Source organism: Corynebacterium sp. HMSC06C06 (assembly GCF_001807295.1).
Lineage (GTDB): Bacteria > Actinomycetota > Actinomycetes > Mycobacteriales > Mycobacteriaceae > Corynebacterium > Corynebacterium striatum.
In genome coordinates, this window is record NZ_KV788481.1 from 33,606 (window position 1) to 50,845 (window position 17,240).

A 17,240-nucleotide genomic window follows, 5' to 3' on the forward strand; every position below is an offset into this window, starting at 1 on the left:
CCCCTGGAGAATGTTTTGAAACAGTTTTTGAGGTCCCTCCTCGGCAAGCCTTCCTCAACTGCCCAGGAGAAGTCCAAGAAACCCGTTTACCAACCGGTCGCGACTCCGTCCAAGGGAGAGCAGGCTTCGCAGGCCACCCCTCCGCAGTCCGGCAACAAGCCTGAAGCTCCGAAGGATAAGGACAGCGCGAAGGCCTCCACGCCGGAATCTACAAAGGCGCAGGGCACTAAGCCCGCTCAAGGCAAACCTTCTGGCACCGATTCTGCAGCGAAGCCGGCCGCACAGCCGACTCAGAAAAAGACTCCAGCTCCAAAACCCCAGGACTCCGCTAAGCCTCAGATGCCCAAGCCTGGTCAGGGTAAGTCTCCGCAGCAGTCTGCAAAGCCTCAGCCGGGGAAAGCACCAGCACCTAAGCCGGCCGCGCCCAAAACTCCGGCAGGCAATTCTTCCAAGCCGAGCACTTCCACCATCGAAGGCACCAAGAACGCTGGGAAATCGGAGAAAGATGGTTCGCATGCAGCTAAGCCGGCGGACAAGACCGCAAGTGGCCAGAAGAACGCATCCGTAGACCATCCGAAGCAGGCCAAGCACGAGCCAGCTCAGCAGAATTCCACCAAATCTGTGGTGAAGGACACCCCCTCTGCGAAGCTGCCGCCACGTCCAAACAACAACGCACAGAAGCAACAACCAGCCAAGGACGCTCAGCAGCCCAAGACTGGCAACTCCTCTGCAGGAAACAAGCAGCCACAGAACTCAAAGGCGCCCAAGGCCCCGGCTGATAAATCTTCCAAGCCAAGCACTTCCACCATCGAAGGAGCCAAGAACGCCGATGACAAAAAGAAACCACGTCTGATTTATCCGCCTGCAACGAAGCATCCTGCAGCACAGACGCAAATGGCGTCTGCCGCCCCAAAGCCGCAGAACGCACAGGCGCCAAAGACTCAACAGCCAAAGACTCAACAAAGCGCTCAGCCGAACACTGCGAAGCAGGGCGCCAAGCCCGCCACCTCGAAGCAAAGCACTAAGCCAGAGACGCCGAAACAGGGCGCCCCGAAGGCAAGCCCCGCAGCAGCTGGTGCCGCCGCAGCCGGTGTTTCCGCAACCAAGGCCAAGGCTGATGCACAGACTCCACCTGCAAAGCAACAACCGAAGCAACCTGATGCTGGTAAGAACAAGCTGCCCGAGGGCAAGCCGGCCAACGCAGCACAGGCATCTCAGACGGCCCAAGCTTCTCAGCCTGCTGGAAAGCTGCAGGCTCAGGCCCAGCCAAAGGCCCAGGCTCCGCAATCTCAGGCTAAGCAGACACAGCCCAAGGCTCAAGCACAGCAGCCGCAAAAGCCACGGCCAGAGGCAGAACAGGCGAACCGCCCAGCGAGTACCGGGAAGCCTGGAACCACTGCAAAAGCAGCTGGCGCAGCAGCCACCGCAAACTCCGCGAACCACGCTGCCACTGAGCAGGAGATCGCACGCGCACTCGCACGTCGCTCGCAATCCGTGGGCACGCCTTCCCAGCAGCAGCTGAAGTCGCCGAAGCCTCCTCGTGAAGCACAGAAGCATCCCAATCGTTCTGCGCAGACCTCAGACGCCAAGCCGAACAATAAGCCAATCGCAAAGTCCACTGCCAAAGAAGCAAGCATCGCTACTGCCCCAGCGGCATTTGTGCAGCCGCCCAAGAATGAGCCGCGCCCGCAGCAATCTGCAAAACCGGCTACCCCGGTCATGGTGGACAGCTTCCCCCACGAGCCCGAAGCACTTGCCACGCCACCAGAAAGCAAGGAAGTAAAGCACAACCGCCGCGCCCGCCTGCGCCAGGTCAAGGGCCTCGACGGCCTTCGCGGCCTAGCCGTCCTCGCAGTGGTCATCTACCACTTCTTCGGCGACTTCCTGCCCGGTGGTTACCTCGGCGTTGACATGTTCTTTGTCCTATCCGGATTCTTGATTACCTCCCTGCTCGTCCGCGAATTCCGCGCCAGTGGCCGCATCAGCTTGAAGGATTTCTGGGTCCGCCGATTCCGCCGAATCCTGCCCGCAGCGTTGACCGTGCTCATCATTTGCACGTCCATCGTTGCCCTCGTCGGCGGTGATCTAGCAGTAGGAATCCGCGAGCAGTTCCTGGGCACGTTCTTCTTCGTCAATAACTGGACACAGATTGCCACCTCGCAGTCTTACTTTGCTGACAACGAAATTCAGGTCTTTGCCCACTACTGGTCGTTGGCTGTTGAAGAGCAATTCTATGTCATTTGGCCCCTGCTCATTTTCACCATTTTCGCCATTTCTCGACGTCAGCCCCGCCGCCTCCCAATTGCGGTCTCGTTAATTCTGGCCATCGCGTCCGGCGTCGCAATGTGGCTCATCTACGCTCCTGGTGAGGACCCAACGCGCGTCTACTACGGCACCGATACCCACGCCTTCGGCTTGCTCATTGGCGCAATCCTTTCTTTGATGCTCACCAGCACCAAGGAAGATCCCGAGGCTGACTCGTGGGCAAGTCCCGGAAAGTCCGAGCGCGTTCTGGCAGGAACGATTGGCTTCTTAGCGCTTGCGGGTTACATCGCGCAGCTGTTCCTAATGCCGGACGATGCAGACTTCACCTACCGCGGCGGCTTGGTGCTGACAAGCGTCCTCGGTGCACTCATGATTTGGGGCATCGTCCGCGAATTCGGTCCTCTCAAATGGATCTTCAGCACCGCCGTCATGCGTTGGCTGGGTCAGCGTTCCTTCTCGCTATACCTGTGGCACTGGCCGGTCGTGATGATTTTACGCGCGATTTTCGACGGAAACCACTCCTCCGACAAGCCATGGATTCTGGGCCTTGTCGCAGTACCGATCTCCTTCCTGCTGGCAGAGCTTTCCTACCAGTTCGTGGAGAATCCTTTCCGCCGCGGCGGTTACAAGAAGACGTGGACTGACTACTGGGCGGCCCGCCCCTCGATGTCCGAGATGAAGGACGGATTTGCCAAGGCCTTTTGGCCGCTCGTGCCGTTGATCGTCGTCGCTTCCCTAGTGGGCGTGGGCTACGCGCTGGCGACCTCCAGCGATAAGTCTGAGCTGGAGCAGCAGCTCGAGATGCTGCAGCAGAAGAACACCCAAAGCAACCAGGGCAACCCTGGCGATACGGCAGCTCCAGCGAACCCAGTAGAAAATACCCGCCGTCCGGTACCAACCGGCAATGAGATTACCGCCATCGGTGACTCGGTGATGTTGGCTGCCTCCGAGGCACTGCAGCAGCGCTACCCAGGCATCTACGTCGACGCCGCCGTTTCCCGCCACTACACGGCAGCTATCCCGATCATTCAGCAGCTCAAGGATTCTGGTCAGCTGCGCTCCACGGTCTTCCTTGGCTTCGGTACCAATGGCCCGGCCTTCCCTGACCAGATTCAGGAAGTCGTTGACCTCATCGGCCCAGACCACACCATCGTGATGGCCGTTCCTTACGGCGACCGCGGATGGATGGCACAGTCCCAGCGCGACGTCATCGACGCTGCGAAAAAGTACGACAACGTCTACCTCGCTGACTGGTGCACCCACGCACAGAGCAACCCGAACTTGCTCTATTCCGACGGCATTCACCCGCTTCCGGAAGGCGCCTCGGAATACGCCCTGGCTTTCCACTACGCCTTGTTGCAGTACTCCAACTACGACAAGAACTTGGAATCCAAGTGCCAGATCTAGAAGTTCTTGAGCCAAAGCCCCTAGAACGCAAAAGGCGGACGGTCTCTTACAACAGACTGCCCGCCTTTTCGTTTGCCTAACGCTTGAGCCGAAATTTTCGTTATACTGTTTTGGATTTATGTAGGAAACTGCACACCCGAGGAACTTCCTGTTGACAGCTCCACGCAAAGAATGGGTTTGGTTAGTAGCCACGGCAGCGCTTGCGCTAGTCGCCGCAATAGTTGTAATCCTCGGCTGGGACAGCCTCCCAGACTCGCTGCCCAAGCATTTCAATGGTCGAGGCGAACCTGATGCATGGATGCCAAAGACCTATCGAAATGCAATTGGCTTTGCGTTACTTGTACCTCTCGTTCTCACGATTACATCAGCAGTAACTATCGGCATAACGCAACAAAGCACCAAGACAACCACAAACGGCTATTCGCAGTTTTCTGCGGTTGATATCGATCGTAGCCGTGCTCACTCCGCTGCTATCCTTCCAGCGTTAAGCTTTTGGTTTTTTGCATTAACGGCAATCTGCACGGCGTTCGCGCTTACTAGTCTCTTCGCTCCAAGCCTCGCTCCACTAGTTATACAGTTCCTAGTCGTTGCCATCCTTGTGGCTTGCGTCTGGCTCGTGTTCAGGTTGAATAGCATAAATAAAAAGCTGGATGAACACTTTCCTGACTCCTCTACAGCGGGCAAGCTTCGTTACGGATTGTTCTACTACGACCCCACAGATACCCGCGCGATGGTGCCCCTTCCCAGCGGTTCTTCCCAATTCAACTTTGGGCAGAAAAATGCCTGGTTTATCCTCGCTGGGCTCTTAGTACCTCCGGCCCTATTGATTATCCTTCTTAACGTCGCGGCCTAGATTGCCCAAATAAAAAATCCGCCTTCCTGCGCTGCGTGGTTGTATACACGGTGCAGGGAGGCGGATTGCTTTTAAGCGAGTTTCTTAGGACTCGACCTTGTACTCGGCCATGCGGTCCCACTCGGTCTTCCCGTCAATGTGGACGTTGATGATTTCCGGGGTCTCCAGCAGATACTTCGGGAACTCCTCGCAGGAGCGCTTAAAGTGCTCGCCCTGGACATGATCCACGTCCTTGCCATCAGCATAAGCCTCAACGAGGAGGAAGCGCTGACGGTCCTCCGGATCACGGTACCAATCAAAGTTCAGGCAACCCGACTCCGCATTACAAGCCTGGGTGTACCAGTCGATCTCCTCGAGGAAGGTCTCTGCATATTCGGGCTTTACGTGGAATTTTACGTTAATCAAAATCATGGGGACCATCTTACGTACCCGGAAACTACGCCGCCATGCTCCCGTCATGACCTGCCTTTCTGCTCCGCGCAGTGGGTCAGATCAGTGCACCCGTCGTCCTTAGTAGATAAAGAAGCAAAGACTAGTTAAAGAAGTACTCCGCAACGTAGACGTTCGAGCCGTCGAAGCTGGTGGCCACGCCAAAGTGCTTGCTAGGTCCCGGGGTAACTGGGACGTCGCGGTTGAGCCAGTTGAGGCGGTCTTGTGCTTCCTGGATGCTCAGGCGGTAGACGTTGCCGCTGCCCTCGTTGAGGTGGGTGCGGCCATCACCGGCATTGCCGTGGAAGGTCAGCGTTCCCGCTGCGCCGTGATCAGCCCACTCCTGCGCGATGTTTCGCGCGTTGCCGTCTTCAACATGGCCCTGCTTGCGCAGGTGCGCATTCGTGGCGCTAACCAGCTGGTGGGCCACCTCAGGGGCTGGCTGCTTGATAAACGGCGGCAGCTGAATGTTGAACTGCTTGGCGAGGTCGTATGCCTGTGCAGGCAGCTCAATTTGCGAGCTACCCGCTGGCAGCTGGGAGGAAAGCTCTTGGACCTGTGGCGGGAGCTGAACCTGTGCCTGGGCTGGCACCAGCCCACCCATGGTCAAGGCAAGTGCGGCTGTAACGGGGAGGATGCGGCGCGAGATGTTCATGACCTCCACCGTGCCACAGCTACGCGGTATGAGGACACCGCATTGAACGCTGTTCGGCAGATCGCAACCGCATCGTTATACGGCAGGGGGAGGCATGCTTGACGACGCCCCGCTTGCCCAAAGGCTTATCCCTCCAGCTTTTCACCGAGTTCCAGCCACTCCATTTCCAGCTCCTCGCGCTGCGCGGTGATGTCTTTGAGCTGCGCATCTAGCTTAGTGAGCTGCTCGGTATCGAGTACCGTCGCAGCGGCAACTTCTGCCATGGTCGCACTCACTTTCTCCGCTTGCTCGTCGAGCTTGGACATCTTGCGTTCCAGTGCGTTCATCTTCTTGGTCAGCTCGCGTTCTTCCTGCGAGCTCAGGCGCTTTGGCGCCGCGGTGCCAGTGCCGCCGGCTCCGTCGCCCTTGGTCTTGGCCGTATCGGCAGCAGTTCCGTCCGCGTTCTTACCGCCCAGGTTCAGGACACCGGAATTCTGGGCGGCGTCGAGCTGGGCGCGGCGGCGCAGGTATTCGTCGATTCCTCCCGGCAGGTTAGTCAGCTTGCCGTCGCCGAACAGCGCATAGGTGTTGTCGGCGATCCTTTCTACGAGGTAGCGGTCGTGCGAGATGACCACCATCGTTCCGGGCCACGAGTCTAGAAGCGACTCGAGCTCCTGAAGGGTATCAATGTCCAGGTCATTGGTTGGCTCGTCCAGCAGAAGAACATTTGGCTCGGCCATGAGCACGCGGGTCAACTGCAGGCGGCGGCGCTCGCCACCGGACAGGTCACCCACCGGGGTGCGCTGGCGTTTGGCAGAGAAGCCGAGGCGCTCGGCCAGTTGCGAGGCGCTCAGCTCCTTCTTGCCGAGGTGGACATAGGTAGCGACGTCTTCGACGGCGTCGATAAGCCGGCGTTGCGGATCAAGGTCGTCGAGTTCCTGGCGCAGCCAACCCAGGCGCACCGTCTGCCCCTCAATGCGCTTGCCTGCCGTGAGCGAGTGCTCCCCTGCCAAAGCGCGCAGCAGAGTGGTCTTGCCGGAACCGTTAACGCCAACGAGGCCAATGCGCTCGCCCGGCGCGAGGCGCCAGGTCAGATGGTCTACCAGCACACGGCCGTCGGGGGTTGCCACGGTCGCGTCCTCGAGTTCGATAACCACGCGGCCTTGGCGCTGCTTGGAAAAGGCCATGAGCTCAACCTTGTTGCGCGGCGCGGGGACGTCCGCGATGAGGGCCTCGGCGGCCTCAATGCGATAACGCGGCTTGGAGGTACGAGCCGGCGCACCTCGGCGCAGCCAGGCCAGCTCCTTGCGGGCGAGATTCTGGCGGCGCTGTTCCATGGCGTCGGCCTGGCGGGCGCGCTCGGCGCGGGCATAGATCCAGTCGTTGTAACCGCCCTCGTAGGGGTCGACCACGCCGTCGTGCACTTCCCAGGTGGTGGTGGCGACGGTATCCAGGAACCAGCGGTCGTGAGTGACCACCACGACGGCAATCTTGCGGCCCAGCAGGTGCTGCGCAAGCCACTGCACGCCCTCGACGTCGAGGTGGTTGGTCGGCTCGTCGAGTACCACGAGGTCGAGTTCCTGTACGAGCGCTGCGGCTAGATTCACGCGGCGGCGCTCACCACCCGAGAGCGAGCCCACTTGGGTCTCTAGGCCGAGTTCCACAATTCCGAGGCCCCCCAGGACGTCGCGTACCTTGGCGTTGGAGGCCCACTCAAAGGTTTCGAGGCCGAGCGGTTCGATGATGACCTGGGCGATGGTCAGGGCGTCGTCAAGCTCAAAGCGTTGCGTCACCACAGCCATGCGTAGATCGGAGTTGTGGGAAACGCGCCCCTCGTCTGGCGGCTCGATGCCAGTCAAGACCTCTAGAAGCGTGGTCTTACCGCCGCCGTTAACGCCAACGATTCCGATTCGGTCACCGGATTGCACGCCGAGTGATACCCCATCAAGGAGAGTCTGGAGGCCGAAAGATTTGGATACGTTTTCCAAGTTAATAAGGTTCGCCATAACGTTGTCCCATCTTAATGCCTAGACCGGAGTACCCCCTCATTTCCGCGAGTATTGCAAATGAATATCGTTCTAAATAGCCTAAAGTGTTATGAAGAAATCTGCGCTTTCAATTCTCGCCGCTGTCTCCGCGACCGCGCTTCTTGTCACTTCCTGCTCCAAGCCAGCTGACGAGGCTGCTCCGGCAACCTCCGCTGCGGAGGAGGCTCACGATCATGAGCACGAGGGACATGACCACTCCCACGACGGCATGGAAGCCAGCGAGGGCGAGACTGAGGTCGCCCAGCTGCCTAATCGCGTCGTTCTCTCCCACGAGGGTGGCCTGAAGACCTACGATGCCAAGACCGGCAAGGTCATCGCGGAAGAGGATATGCCTGCGTTCCTGCGCCTGTCTAACGCTGGCGATGACCGTCACGTCATGGTGACCAAGGGCGACAAGTTCCTCACCTTCGACACCGGCCTCATCACCAAGCCGCACGGCGATCACAACCACTACTACACCGCTGAGCCAAAGCTTGACGACGCCGAGTACAAGGCACCGCACGCAGGCCACGTGGTTCACCACGACGGCTTCACCGCGCTCTTCTCCGATGGTGACGGCACCGCACAGGTCGTACCAACCGACCAGATTGCTGATCCAAAGGACGTTAAGACCTTCGAGTCCGGCGAGGCTCACCACGGTGTGGCTGTTCCGCTCAAGGATGGCTCCGTCGTTATAACCAAGGGCACCGAGGACGAGCGCCACACCATTCAGCACCTGGACAAGGATGGCAAGGCCCTGACCGAGACCACCAAGTGCCCTGGCGTCCACGGTGAGGCTACCGCTGGTAACGGAAAGCTCTTCTTCGGCTGTGAGGACGGCCCTGTCGTCTTCGACGGCAAGGAGTTCCATAAGATCGACGTTTCTTCCTACGCTGGCAAGGACGGCTACCAGCGCTCCGGTAACTCCGCTGGTTCCGAAGAGTCTGACATCATCCTCGCTGATAATAAGACTGAGAAGGACGCCGAGTTCGAGCGCCCAACATCTGTCTCCCTCATCAACACCGAGGACTACTCCGCCAAGAAGGTTGAGCTTGGATCTTCTTACTGGTTCCGTTCCCTGGCCCGCGGCCCGCTGGGCGAGGCACTGGTTCTGACCTACGACGGCAAGCTCAACGTCATCGATCCGGAATCCGGCAAGGTCACCAAGAAGATCGACGCTATCTCCGAGTGGCGCGAGAACGAAGAGTGGCAGCTGCCTGGACCGATCCTGAAGTCCGTTGACGGCTACGCTTACGTCACCGACGCCAACAAAAAGGAGCTCGTTGTCATCGACCTGTTCGAGGGCAAGGAGATCAACCGCTTCAAGCTGGACATCAAGCCGACCGAGATGGCTGTCCTCTAAGGTTGCGCTGTAGAGCCCCCTCCGCTCTAGCTAGGAAATAGACAAAGGCACCGTTCAATGGGACGGTGCCTTTGTCGATCTCAGTCGATCTCAAGTGGGCTAATCAGCCCAGCATCTCGATACCTGGGGCCGGCGAGTGCGTGACAATGCCGCGGGTGCCCTTGTTGTCAAACATGACTTGCGCAACCACTTCTCCGGCGGTCTCCTCATCCTCGCAGAGGAAGGCGCAGGTGGGGCCGGAACCGGAGACAATCCCGGCCAGTGCACCGGCGGCCTTGCCAGTGTCGAGAATCTTACGCAGGTCTGGCCGCAGGGACACGGCGGCGGCCTGCAGGTCGTTGCGCAGCGCGGCCGCCAGCTGTTGCGGCTGACCACTCATCAACGCCTGGGCTACCGCTGATGTATCCATCGCAGGGGTGCTACCCTTCCCCGCCGCGCGCAGCTCATCGATCTTGTGGAAGACCGCCGGCGTCGATAAGCCCTCGGCGTTGGTGATAATCGCCCACGTGTAGGTGCCGCGGGTCATCATGGGTGCTAGCTGCTCGCCGCGCCCAGTGCCCAAGGCGGTGCCGCCCATGAGCGTGAAAGGCACGTCGGAGCCCAGCTCGGCGGCCAGCTCGTAAAGCTTGTCCTCGCTGAGCTCACAAAAGTCTGCGAAAGCTTGCGCAGCTAAGCGCAGGGCCGCAGCGGCGTTCGCCGAGCCGCCAGCCATGCCGCCTGCGGCAGGAATTCCCTTCTGCAGGTGCAGCGTCACGCGCGGCAGAGCCACCTGCCGGTCGGCTCGCACAGCGCGGGCCACCACCTCGACAGCGCGCCAGGCCAGGTTGGACTCATCTTCCGGTACGCCGGCAGCATAGGTGCCGCTGGCGTACAGCGCGGCAACAACTGGGCCGGTGGTCGGTTCGTCGGCGTGAACCTCAAGAGAGACCTCGTCGCTGATATCGAGGGACTGAAACACCGTTGCCAGCTCGTGGAAGCCATCGTCGCGAACTGCCTCGACCCCGAGGTGCAAGTTTACTTTCGCGTGGGCGCGTGCTCTCAGAATCACTTGATACCTGCCAAGCGCACGAAGTCTTCTACCGCGAGCTTCTCGCCGCGCAACCGTGGGTCAATGCCCGCCGCCACGAGGGCTTCCTCCGCCGCCGGGCCGCCGCCAAAGTGGCCGGACAAAGCCGCGCGAAGGGTCTTGCGGCGTTGGGCGAAGGCGGCGTCGACAAGCGGGAAAACTGCCTTACGCGTCGCATCGTCGATAGGCCACGGGGCGTCCTCGAAGCAATCGATGCGAACCAAACCGGACTCGATGTTGGGTGCGGGCCAGAAGACGTTCTTGCCGATGGTTCCCGCCTGGCGGACGGTGCCGTAGAAGGAGGCCTTCACGGAGGGCACACCGTAGACCTTGTTACCGGGCTTCGCGGCGAGGCGCTTAGCGACCTCCAGCTGCACCATCACCAGCACGCGTCGAATGGTGGGATACAGCTCCAGCAGGTGCAGCAAAACCGGAACTGCAACGTTATAAGGCAGGTTCGCCACAAGGGCCGTGGGTTCTCCCAGCTCTCCCGGCGCGATGCGCAACGCATCCTTTTCGATGAGGCGGAGGTTGCCCGCCTGCTCCGGCGCGCGCTCAGCAATGGTGTCCGGCAGCTGCGCCGCTAGGCGCGGATCGATCTCCACCACGGTGAGGTCATCGACTGCTTCCAGCAGGCCCAAGGTCAAAGACCCCAGGCCAGGTCCTACCTCAACCACGCGGTCGTCGCGCTGTAAGTCTGCTGCGGCAACGATGCGGCGGATAGTGTTTGGGTCGTGCAGGAAGTTCTGACCAAGCTTCTTGGTGGGGGTTACATCCAGCTTCTCGGCCAGTTGGCGAATTTCCACGGGTCCGAGCAGTTTGGGTTCAGTCATGCAATTCAGAGTAGTTCACAAAATCAGAAAAGCCCGCATAAGCGGGCTGTTTCAGGAAAGCGATTCAGGTCTAGCTGCGGTGGCCAAATTCGGCCAGCCCAGAAGGGGCGTTTAGCGCAGGCCCAGCTTGGAGGTACATGCAGGCCATGCGCCCCAGCCCTGTGCGGCCTGGACCTTCTCCGCGACAGCAATCTGCTGCTCGCGGGTTGCCTGCCATGCCTCAGGAGCATAAGCGGTGCCACCGAAGCCAGCCCAGGTGGACGGGGTGAACTGAAGGCCGCCGGAGAAACCGTTGCCGGTGTTGATGGCCCAGTTACCGGTGGACTCGCACTGCGCGAGGGAATCCCATACGCTGCCGTCAGCCACGGCTGGCGCTGCTGCGGGCTTCTTGGTGCCACGGGCGATGGTCGCAGCGACCGGCTCGTTAATGACCTTCTCCTTGACTATCTCGTCAGACTCCTTGGCACCGTCTTTCATCACGAGCTTGCGGGTGACGTTGCGCTGGCCCTTAACTGCCTCCACGCGCACTTCCTCGTTGCCCTCTTCAAGCTCAGGATCGTCAACGAAGGTAGGCTCCGCCTCAAATTCCTCGGTTGCGTCGTAGAAGGTGGTGGAAACCTGGTCAACCTTGATGGACATGCCATTGACGATCGGGGTATCCATCGACGGGAACACGCGGTCATCCTCATCAACGTCGATGCCGCGCTCTTCGATGACGTCCTTCACGGTCTTGGCCGCAATGTTGGTGTAGGTGATCTTGCCGCCGTCATTGATCTTGACGATCTTCGGTGAGACAACCTCGAGTTCCATGCCCTCAGTCAGGTTGTCATCACCCGTTACCTTCTTATCACCGGAGGTAATAGCCGCACCTGGGGCGATACCATCAAGGTTGCCCAACAGATCCGAAACCTTGAGGTCGGTCGAGGAAAGCTGCTGTTTGACGCCGTCGATAGACACGGCCACCGGCTTGGAGGTGCGCACGGTGATGTTGTCACCGTCAGCGACCTTCTCAGAAGGAGCCGGGTAGACCAGATCCTCACCACCGACGTTGACGCCAGCAGCCTGCAGAGCCTCATCGACGTTGCCCGCGAAGGTGGCGAGCTCAATCTTGTCGCCATTGACGTCAAGGGTGATGTCTTTTTGCGCAGACACAGCGACCACACCGCCCACTGCCAAAGTGCCGAGCACACCGCCGGTGGCAAGACGCAGTGGAAGGGAACGGGAAGAATTGATGCGCTTAATCTGGTTCATGTAACTCTCTCAAAACGAATGATATCTCGCGCTAGGCCCTCAGGCGTGGGGCCAACCATGGGACGGTAGCGCGTTGAGCAAATCTTCAATAACAATACGATAACAGGAGCGTCCAGTCGAGAGCGATTCCTTTCGCCACGCCACTTGGAACACTACCGCAACACCCAACACGTGTTTTACGGTTGACCAGGACAAATGCTAAATATGACGATCGTCACAAACCAAACACGGAGTTGAACGTCTGGTTAACTTCCGTAACCAAATCCCCCACATCCATGCCCCGCGCTTCCGCAATGCAGTTATACGTATGACCGATGAAGGTCGGCTCGTTGCGCGCACCGCGGAAGGGCTCGGGAGTCATATACGGAGCATCCGTCTCCACGAGTAGCTGCCCCGCCGGAGCAATAGCCGCCGCCTGACGCAACTCCTCGTTGCGCTTGAACGTCACGTTGCCGGCAAAGGAGAGAACCCAACCGCGTGCCAGGGCCTCCTTCGCCACGTCCAACGGTGAGGAGAAGCAATGGAGCATGACATTCTCGGCGTCGCCAAGCACACGCAGAAGCTCCACATCCGCCTCACGATTGTGAATCATGAGGACCTTGCCCGCCTCCTTGGCCAAATCCATGTGCCAGCGCAGCGCCTCCTCCTGGACGTCAAGGGGTGCGGTGGACTCTGGCTCGTGCTTAATCCAATAGGTATCGAGGCCGGTCTCCCCGATTGCCACGCAGCGTGGGTCCGCAGCCATTTCCTCCAGCCGCTTCCGCGCCGCGGCATCGAGCGTGTCGGCCTTGGTGGGATGGATGGCGCAGGCTGCCCACACGTTGGGGAACTCATGTGCCGCTTGGAGCGCACGCTCGGTCTCTTCCAAACCATCACCTACCGTAACCATGCGCGACACCCCTGCAGCACCGGCGCGGGACACGATGTCGGCGGCTGGGTCCTTGCAGGAGGCTAGGTGCGTATGGGCGTCGACAAGCTGCGACAAGCCTTCTGCTGGAACAGGGACTGGGCGTGGCTTCTTTTTAGACATGTACGCAATTGTAATCTGGAACGCATGCAAATCCGCAGTGCCACCCTCGCCGACGTCCCCGCGATGACCGAGTGCCTCAACTGGGCCATCCGGGAGACCGACTTCATCTTCCGCGACACCGAAGCAACCATCGCCGAGCGCGAAGAATACCTGCGCCAGAACATCGCTGATGGCTGCCCGTGGCTGGTTGCAGAAACCGAGCCTGAGACGCCAGGCGAAAAGCCTCAGCACTTAGGTTGGGCCATGTATCACCCCTACCGCAACCCAAGCGTGTGGAAAGGGTGTTACGAAACCACCATTTATTTGGATCCGGCAGCCCAAGGCCGAGGCGTGGGCACCGCCCTTTTAGGTGAGCTCGTTTCCCTGGCGCGCGCGGATGAAAAAGTGCATACGCTGCTGGGGCTCATCGTGGACACCAACGTCGCATCCATCAAGTTGCATGAGAAGTTCGGTTTTGCCAATGTAGGAACGTTCAAAGAGGTGTCCTACAAGATGGGACATTGGCTCAACCTCACTCACTTGCAGCTCATGCTTTAAGGATCAATCCATGCACGTTCGCCCCGCCGCGCTTTCCGACGCCGCCGCAATCGCCTCCATCTACAACGCCGCGTCGGCCGCTAGGCCGGCTGCCAACTTGGTCACGTGGCAAGAATCCGTCGAGGACCGCATCGCTTGGCTCGAGCAGATGGAATCCGATGGATACCCCGTCTTTGTGGCTGTCGACGACGATGAAATCATCGGCTGGGCAGCATACTTCCAGTTCGTGACCCCGGCAATCTACTGGGGCACCGTAGAAAATTCCGTCTATGTGGCGCCGTCTGCACGCGGTAAGGGCGTGGGCAACGAGCTCATGTGCGCAGTCATGGATGACGCCAAGGAAAATGACTACGTGCAGACGATGATCACCTACATCGTGGACACCAACGAGGCATCGATCGCGCTGCACAAGAAGTTCCGATTCGAAGAAACCGGACGCATGCCGAATATCCACAGCAAGGATGGCGTTCGCCTTGGACTAGTGCACCTGCAGCGTCACTTCGATAGAAGCTCGTCGTCGATGTAGACCGGCCGCGCGGCGGCTACACCGGCCACTGCCATCGCAACTGTGAGGGCAATGAGCACCGCTAGGCTCACCGACCATCCGCCGGTTGCCTGAGCCACGAGGCCAAAAATGAAGGGAAAACCACCCGCCAAGAGGTAGCCGCCTGGTTGGACAAACCCCGATAACCGCGCCGTCACCGCTGGCTCGCGGGTGCGAGCTGCGAGCAGGGCCAGTGCGAGTGGGAAACACATTCCGCCAATCCCCATGAGGCTCGCCCAAATCAACGGCGCTGCTGACGCATTGACCAGCACGCCAATCCAGCCCGCAGCTGTGGTCGCAGCAAGGATAAGAGGCACCGGGCGCAGATCCCGCAGGCGCTCGATGAGCACCGGCATCACTAGTCCGCCAATGATGTTGAAAGCGCCGATGAGGGCAAGTGAGACTCCAGCAGTTCCACTTCCGACGCCACGCGAGACAAACATGGTGGGCAGCCAGCCCATCTGCACGTAGGCCATGGTTGACTGCAGGCCGAAGAAGAACAGTAGCGCGACGGCGGTGGGCGAACGCCGCAGAGGAATGTTGCCTGTTGTGGAAGGCTCCACTGGGTCAAACCCCACGTGGCGGGTGGCAATGAACCAACCCACCGCCTGCAGCACCACAGGAATGGCCCACAGGAACAAAGAGGTGCGCCATGCTGCGAGGTTCGCGGACAACGGTCCGAGGGCGCTGGATAGACCCAACACCGTGGTGTAGGTAGTCATCAGCGCCACCATCGTGCGGCGGCTGCCGTAGGTCTTAATCCAGGCAGGCAGCAGGATGTTGGTCACGGCGATGCCGCCAACGACCAAGAATGTCAGCGCAACGAAGGCCCCAAAGTTGTTGACCCAGGGTCTGGCCGCCAAGCCGATGAGCAAGGCGAGGGCGCCTGCAAGCAGGGTGGGGCTGAGCCCACAGCGGCGCGCGATAGGGACTGCTGCCCACCCCATCGCGGCAAAGCACAATCCCGGCAGGGCCGTGAGAATTCCCGCGCTGGCCGGGCCAATGCCGAAAGCCGCGCTTAAGTCCCCGAGCACGGGAGCCACCGAGGCGATTCCCGAGCGCAGATTAAGCGCGGTGAGGGTTACTACCGCAAACGCGAAAGCGGTCGCGATGCTACGGCTTTGCCGCATCCTACTTCTGAACTGGCGCCCACTCTGGGCCAGTCTCGGCGAGCTCTGGGTCAAGCTTGGCCACCAGTGGCTTCGGCTTGCTTAATGAGGTGCCAGGAACCACGTCGACGCGCTGCCACGTGGCCTGCTGTGCGGTGTAGTCACCCGTGATGATTGGGTACGGGTGGTTCTCCGGTGGCAGACCCACGCCAACCAGCTCAACTGGGATGTCATCGACGACCTCTTGGATCTCCGGCTGGGCAGCCCATACACCATCGCGACCTAGGGTCTCATGCACCTTCTGCGCGGTAAACGGCAGGAAAGGCGTGAGCATGACGTTGCAGTCAGAGACCACCTGCAGTGCAGTCCACAAGACGGTGGCAAGGCGCTCGCGCTGAGTCTCGTCCTTGGCCAGTTTCCATGGCTCCATCGCTGCGATGTAGGCGTTGGCCTCACCCACCACGTGCATGATGGCAGTAATGGCCTGCTTGAACTTGGACTGTTCAAGGTTGGCGGCTGCGGCGGCGAAGGTGTCCTCAGCTAGCTGCAGAATCACCTTATCTGCATCCTCCAAAGCAGCCGGTGCAGGAACCTCACCGAAGTTCTTGTGCGCCATGGACACGGTGCGGTTTACCAAGTTGCCCCAGCCGTTGGCCAGCTCGTTGTTGATTCGGCGAACGAACTCATCCCAGGTGAAGTCGGTGTCATTGTTTTCTGGGCCAGCCACTGCAATGAAGTAACGCAGCGCATCCGGGCCAAACTCCGCGAGGAAGTCCTTGACGTAGATGACAACACCCTTCGAGGAAGAGAACTTCGAGCCGGACATGGTCAGGTACTCGGAGGAAACAATCTCCGTAGGCAGGTTGAGCTCGCCATACTTATGCAGATCTCCACCCTTGGCGCCCTTGCCTGCGTAGCCCAAGAGCTGGGCCGGCCAGATCTGGGAGTGGAAGGTGATGTTGTCCTTGCCTTGGAAGTAGTAGTGGCGAGCATTGTCGTTCTGCCAGAAGTCCTTCCATGCATCCGGGTTGCCGGTACGGTGTGCCCACTCGATGGAAGAAGACAGGTAGCCGATGACCGCGTCGAACCACACGTAGAGCTTCTTAGCGGAGTTCTCCTCCCAGCCCTCTACTGGAATTGGAATACCCCAGTCGATGTCACGGGTCATGGTGCGCGGGCGCATGTCCTCAAGCAGGTTGAGGGAGAACTTCAAGACGTTCGGGCGCCAGTCCTCACGGGTCTTGAGCCACGCTTCGAGAGCGTCCTTGACGGAAGGCAGGTCGAGGAGGAAGTGCTCGGTCTCGATGAATTCCGGGGTCTCACCGTTAATCTTGGACACTGGGTTGATGAGGTCAACCGGATCCAGCTGGTTACCGCATTCATCGCACTGGTCGCCGCGAGCGCCGTCAGCGCCACAGATTGGGCAGGTGCCCTCGATGTAGCGGTCAGGCAGGGTGCGGCCAGTCGACGGCGAGATAGCTCCCTGGGTGGTCTCCTTAAGCATGTAGCCGTTCTCGTAGAGGCCCTTGAAAAGCTCCTGGACCACCGAGTAGTGGTTGCGGGTCGTGGTGCGGGTGAACAGGTCATAGGACAATCCCAGACCCGCAAGGTCCGTGACGATCTGGCGGTTGTAACGGTCAGCAAGCTCGCGGACGGTCACGCCTTCTTTGTCAGCCTGCACGAGCAGCGGAGTGCCGTGTTCATCGGTACCCGAGACCATGAGAACGTTGCGGCCACGCATTCGCTGGAAACGAGCGAAGACGTCCGAAGGAACACCGAATCCGGCCACGTGTCCGATGTGGCGGGGTCCGTTGGCATAAGGCCAAGCAACATTAACTACTACTGACTCAGTCATGCACACTACTCTATCGAAGCCGGTAGACAAAGTGCGC

Annotated in this window: 14 protein-coding genes; 5 read left to right on the forward strand and 9 right to left on the reverse strand. The window is 59.9% G+C overall.

The window, feature by feature from the left end:
* Positions 1 to 15: 15 nt before the first annotated feature.
* A complete protein-coding gene (locus tag HMPREF3153_RS03200; protein ID WP_246817154.1) occupies positions 16 to 3,672 on the forward strand; it encodes an acyltransferase family protein in 3,657 nt (1,218 codons plus the stop codon).
* 151 nt (positions 3,673 to 3,823) lie between these two features.
* The gene (locus HMPREF3153_RS03205) at positions 3,824 to 4,525 is read left to right on the forward strand and encodes a DUF1648 domain-containing protein (RefSeq protein WP_046646373.1); all 702 of its coding nucleotides are present in this window, start codon (positions 3,824 to 3,826) and stop codon (positions 4,523 to 4,525) included.
* 84 nt (positions 4,526 to 4,609) lie between these two features.
* Here the strand turns inward: HMPREF3153_RS03205 and HMPREF3153_RS03210 are convergent, their stop codons facing one another.
* The 3 genes from HMPREF3153_RS03210 to HMPREF3153_RS03220 form a co-directional block, all read right to left on the reverse strand.
* Positions 4,610 to 4,936 (reverse strand): putative quinol monooxygenase, encoded by a 327-nt coding sequence (locus HMPREF3153_RS03210; RefSeq protein WP_034657186.1) that lies wholly within the window; start codon positions 4,934 to 4,936, stop codon positions 4,610 to 4,612.
* A gap of 121 nt (positions 4,937 to 5,057) precedes the next feature.
* The gene (locus HMPREF3153_RS03215; RefSeq protein ID WP_005530100.1) at positions 5,058 to 5,609 is read right to left on the reverse strand and encodes a hypothetical protein; all 552 of its coding nucleotides are present in this window, start codon (positions 5,607 to 5,609) and stop codon (positions 5,058 to 5,060) included.
* A 125-nt stretch (positions 5,610 to 5,734) separates the two neighbouring features.
* Positions 5,735 to 7,594 carry an ABC-F family ATP-binding cassette domain-containing protein gene (locus tag HMPREF3153_RS03220; protein ID WP_046646371.1) on the reverse strand — a complete coding sequence of 620 codons (1,860 nt, stop codon included), beginning with the start codon at positions 7,592 to 7,594 and terminating at the stop codon, positions 5,735 to 5,737.
* A 91-nt stretch (positions 7,595 to 7,685) separates the two neighbouring features.
* On the opposite strand from HMPREF3153_RS03220, the gene HMPREF3153_RS03225 reads away from it, so the two are divergent.
* Positions 7,686 to 8,978, forward strand: a complete 1,293-nt coding sequence (locus HMPREF3153_RS03225; protein ID WP_070419992.1) for an NHL repeat-containing protein — start codon at positions 7,686 to 7,688, stop codon at positions 8,976 to 8,978.
* Positions 8,979 to 9,081: 103 nt separating this feature from the next.
* On the opposite strand, the gene HMPREF3153_RS03230 is transcribed toward HMPREF3153_RS03225, so the two are convergent.
* The 4 genes from HMPREF3153_RS03230 to HMPREF3153_RS03245 form a co-directional block, all read right to left on the reverse strand.
* Complete coding sequence (locus HMPREF3153_RS03230) at positions 9,082 to 10,026, reverse strand: 4-(cytidine 5'-diphospho)-2-C-methyl-D-erythritol kinase (RefSeq protein ID WP_046646370.1); 945 nt, start codon at positions 10,024 to 10,026, stop codon at positions 9,082 to 9,084.
* Positions 10,023 to 10,877, reverse strand: coding sequence for a 16S rRNA (adenine(1518)-N(6)/adenine(1519)-N(6))-dimethyltransferase RsmA (gene rsmA, locus HMPREF3153_RS03235; RefSeq protein ID WP_070419993.1), 855 nt, complete (start codon positions 10,875 to 10,877; stop codon positions 10,023 to 10,025). Before rsmA ends, HMPREF3153_RS03230 begins: the two co-directional genes overlap by 4 nt.
* A gap of 111 nt (positions 10,878 to 10,988) precedes the next feature.
* Complete coding sequence (locus tag HMPREF3153_RS03240) at positions 10,989 to 12,128, reverse strand: resuscitation-promoting factor (RefSeq protein ID WP_005530109.1); 1,140 nt, start codon at positions 12,126 to 12,128, stop codon at positions 10,989 to 10,991.
* A gap of 214 nt (positions 12,129 to 12,342) precedes the next feature.
* Complete coding sequence (locus tag HMPREF3153_RS03245) at positions 12,343 to 13,158, reverse strand: TatD family hydrolase (protein ID WP_070419994.1); 816 nt, start codon at positions 13,156 to 13,158, stop codon at positions 12,343 to 12,345.
* A 24-nt stretch (positions 13,159 to 13,182) separates the two neighbouring features.
* Between HMPREF3153_RS03245 and HMPREF3153_RS03250 the strand changes: the two genes are divergently transcribed.
* The gene (locus HMPREF3153_RS03250; RefSeq protein ID WP_083280934.1) at positions 13,183 to 13,695 is read left to right on the forward strand and encodes a GNAT family N-acetyltransferase; all 513 of its coding nucleotides are present in this window, start codon (positions 13,183 to 13,185) and stop codon (positions 13,693 to 13,695) included.
* A 10-nt stretch (positions 13,696 to 13,705) separates the two neighbouring features.
* The gene (locus HMPREF3153_RS03255) at positions 13,706 to 14,221 is read left to right on the forward strand and encodes a GNAT family N-acetyltransferase (RefSeq protein ID WP_070419995.1); all 516 of its coding nucleotides are present in this window, start codon (positions 13,706 to 13,708) and stop codon (positions 14,219 to 14,221) included.
* Here HMPREF3153_RS03255 and HMPREF3153_RS03260 read toward each other — a convergent pair.
* Positions 14,191 to 15,369 carry an MFS transporter gene (locus HMPREF3153_RS03260; protein WP_070419996.1) on the reverse strand — a complete coding sequence of 393 codons (1,179 nt, stop codon included), beginning with the start codon at positions 15,367 to 15,369 and terminating at the stop codon, positions 14,191 to 14,193. The two genes, HMPREF3153_RS03255 and HMPREF3153_RS03260, sit on opposite strands and share 31 nt — an antisense overlap.
* Position 15,370: 1 nt before the next feature.
* Positions 15,371 to 17,203 (reverse strand): methionine--tRNA ligase, encoded by a 1,833-nt coding sequence (gene metG, locus HMPREF3153_RS03265; RefSeq protein ID WP_070419997.1) that lies wholly within the window; start codon positions 17,201 to 17,203, stop codon positions 15,371 to 15,373.
* Positions 17,204 to 17,240: the final 37 nt, after the last annotated feature.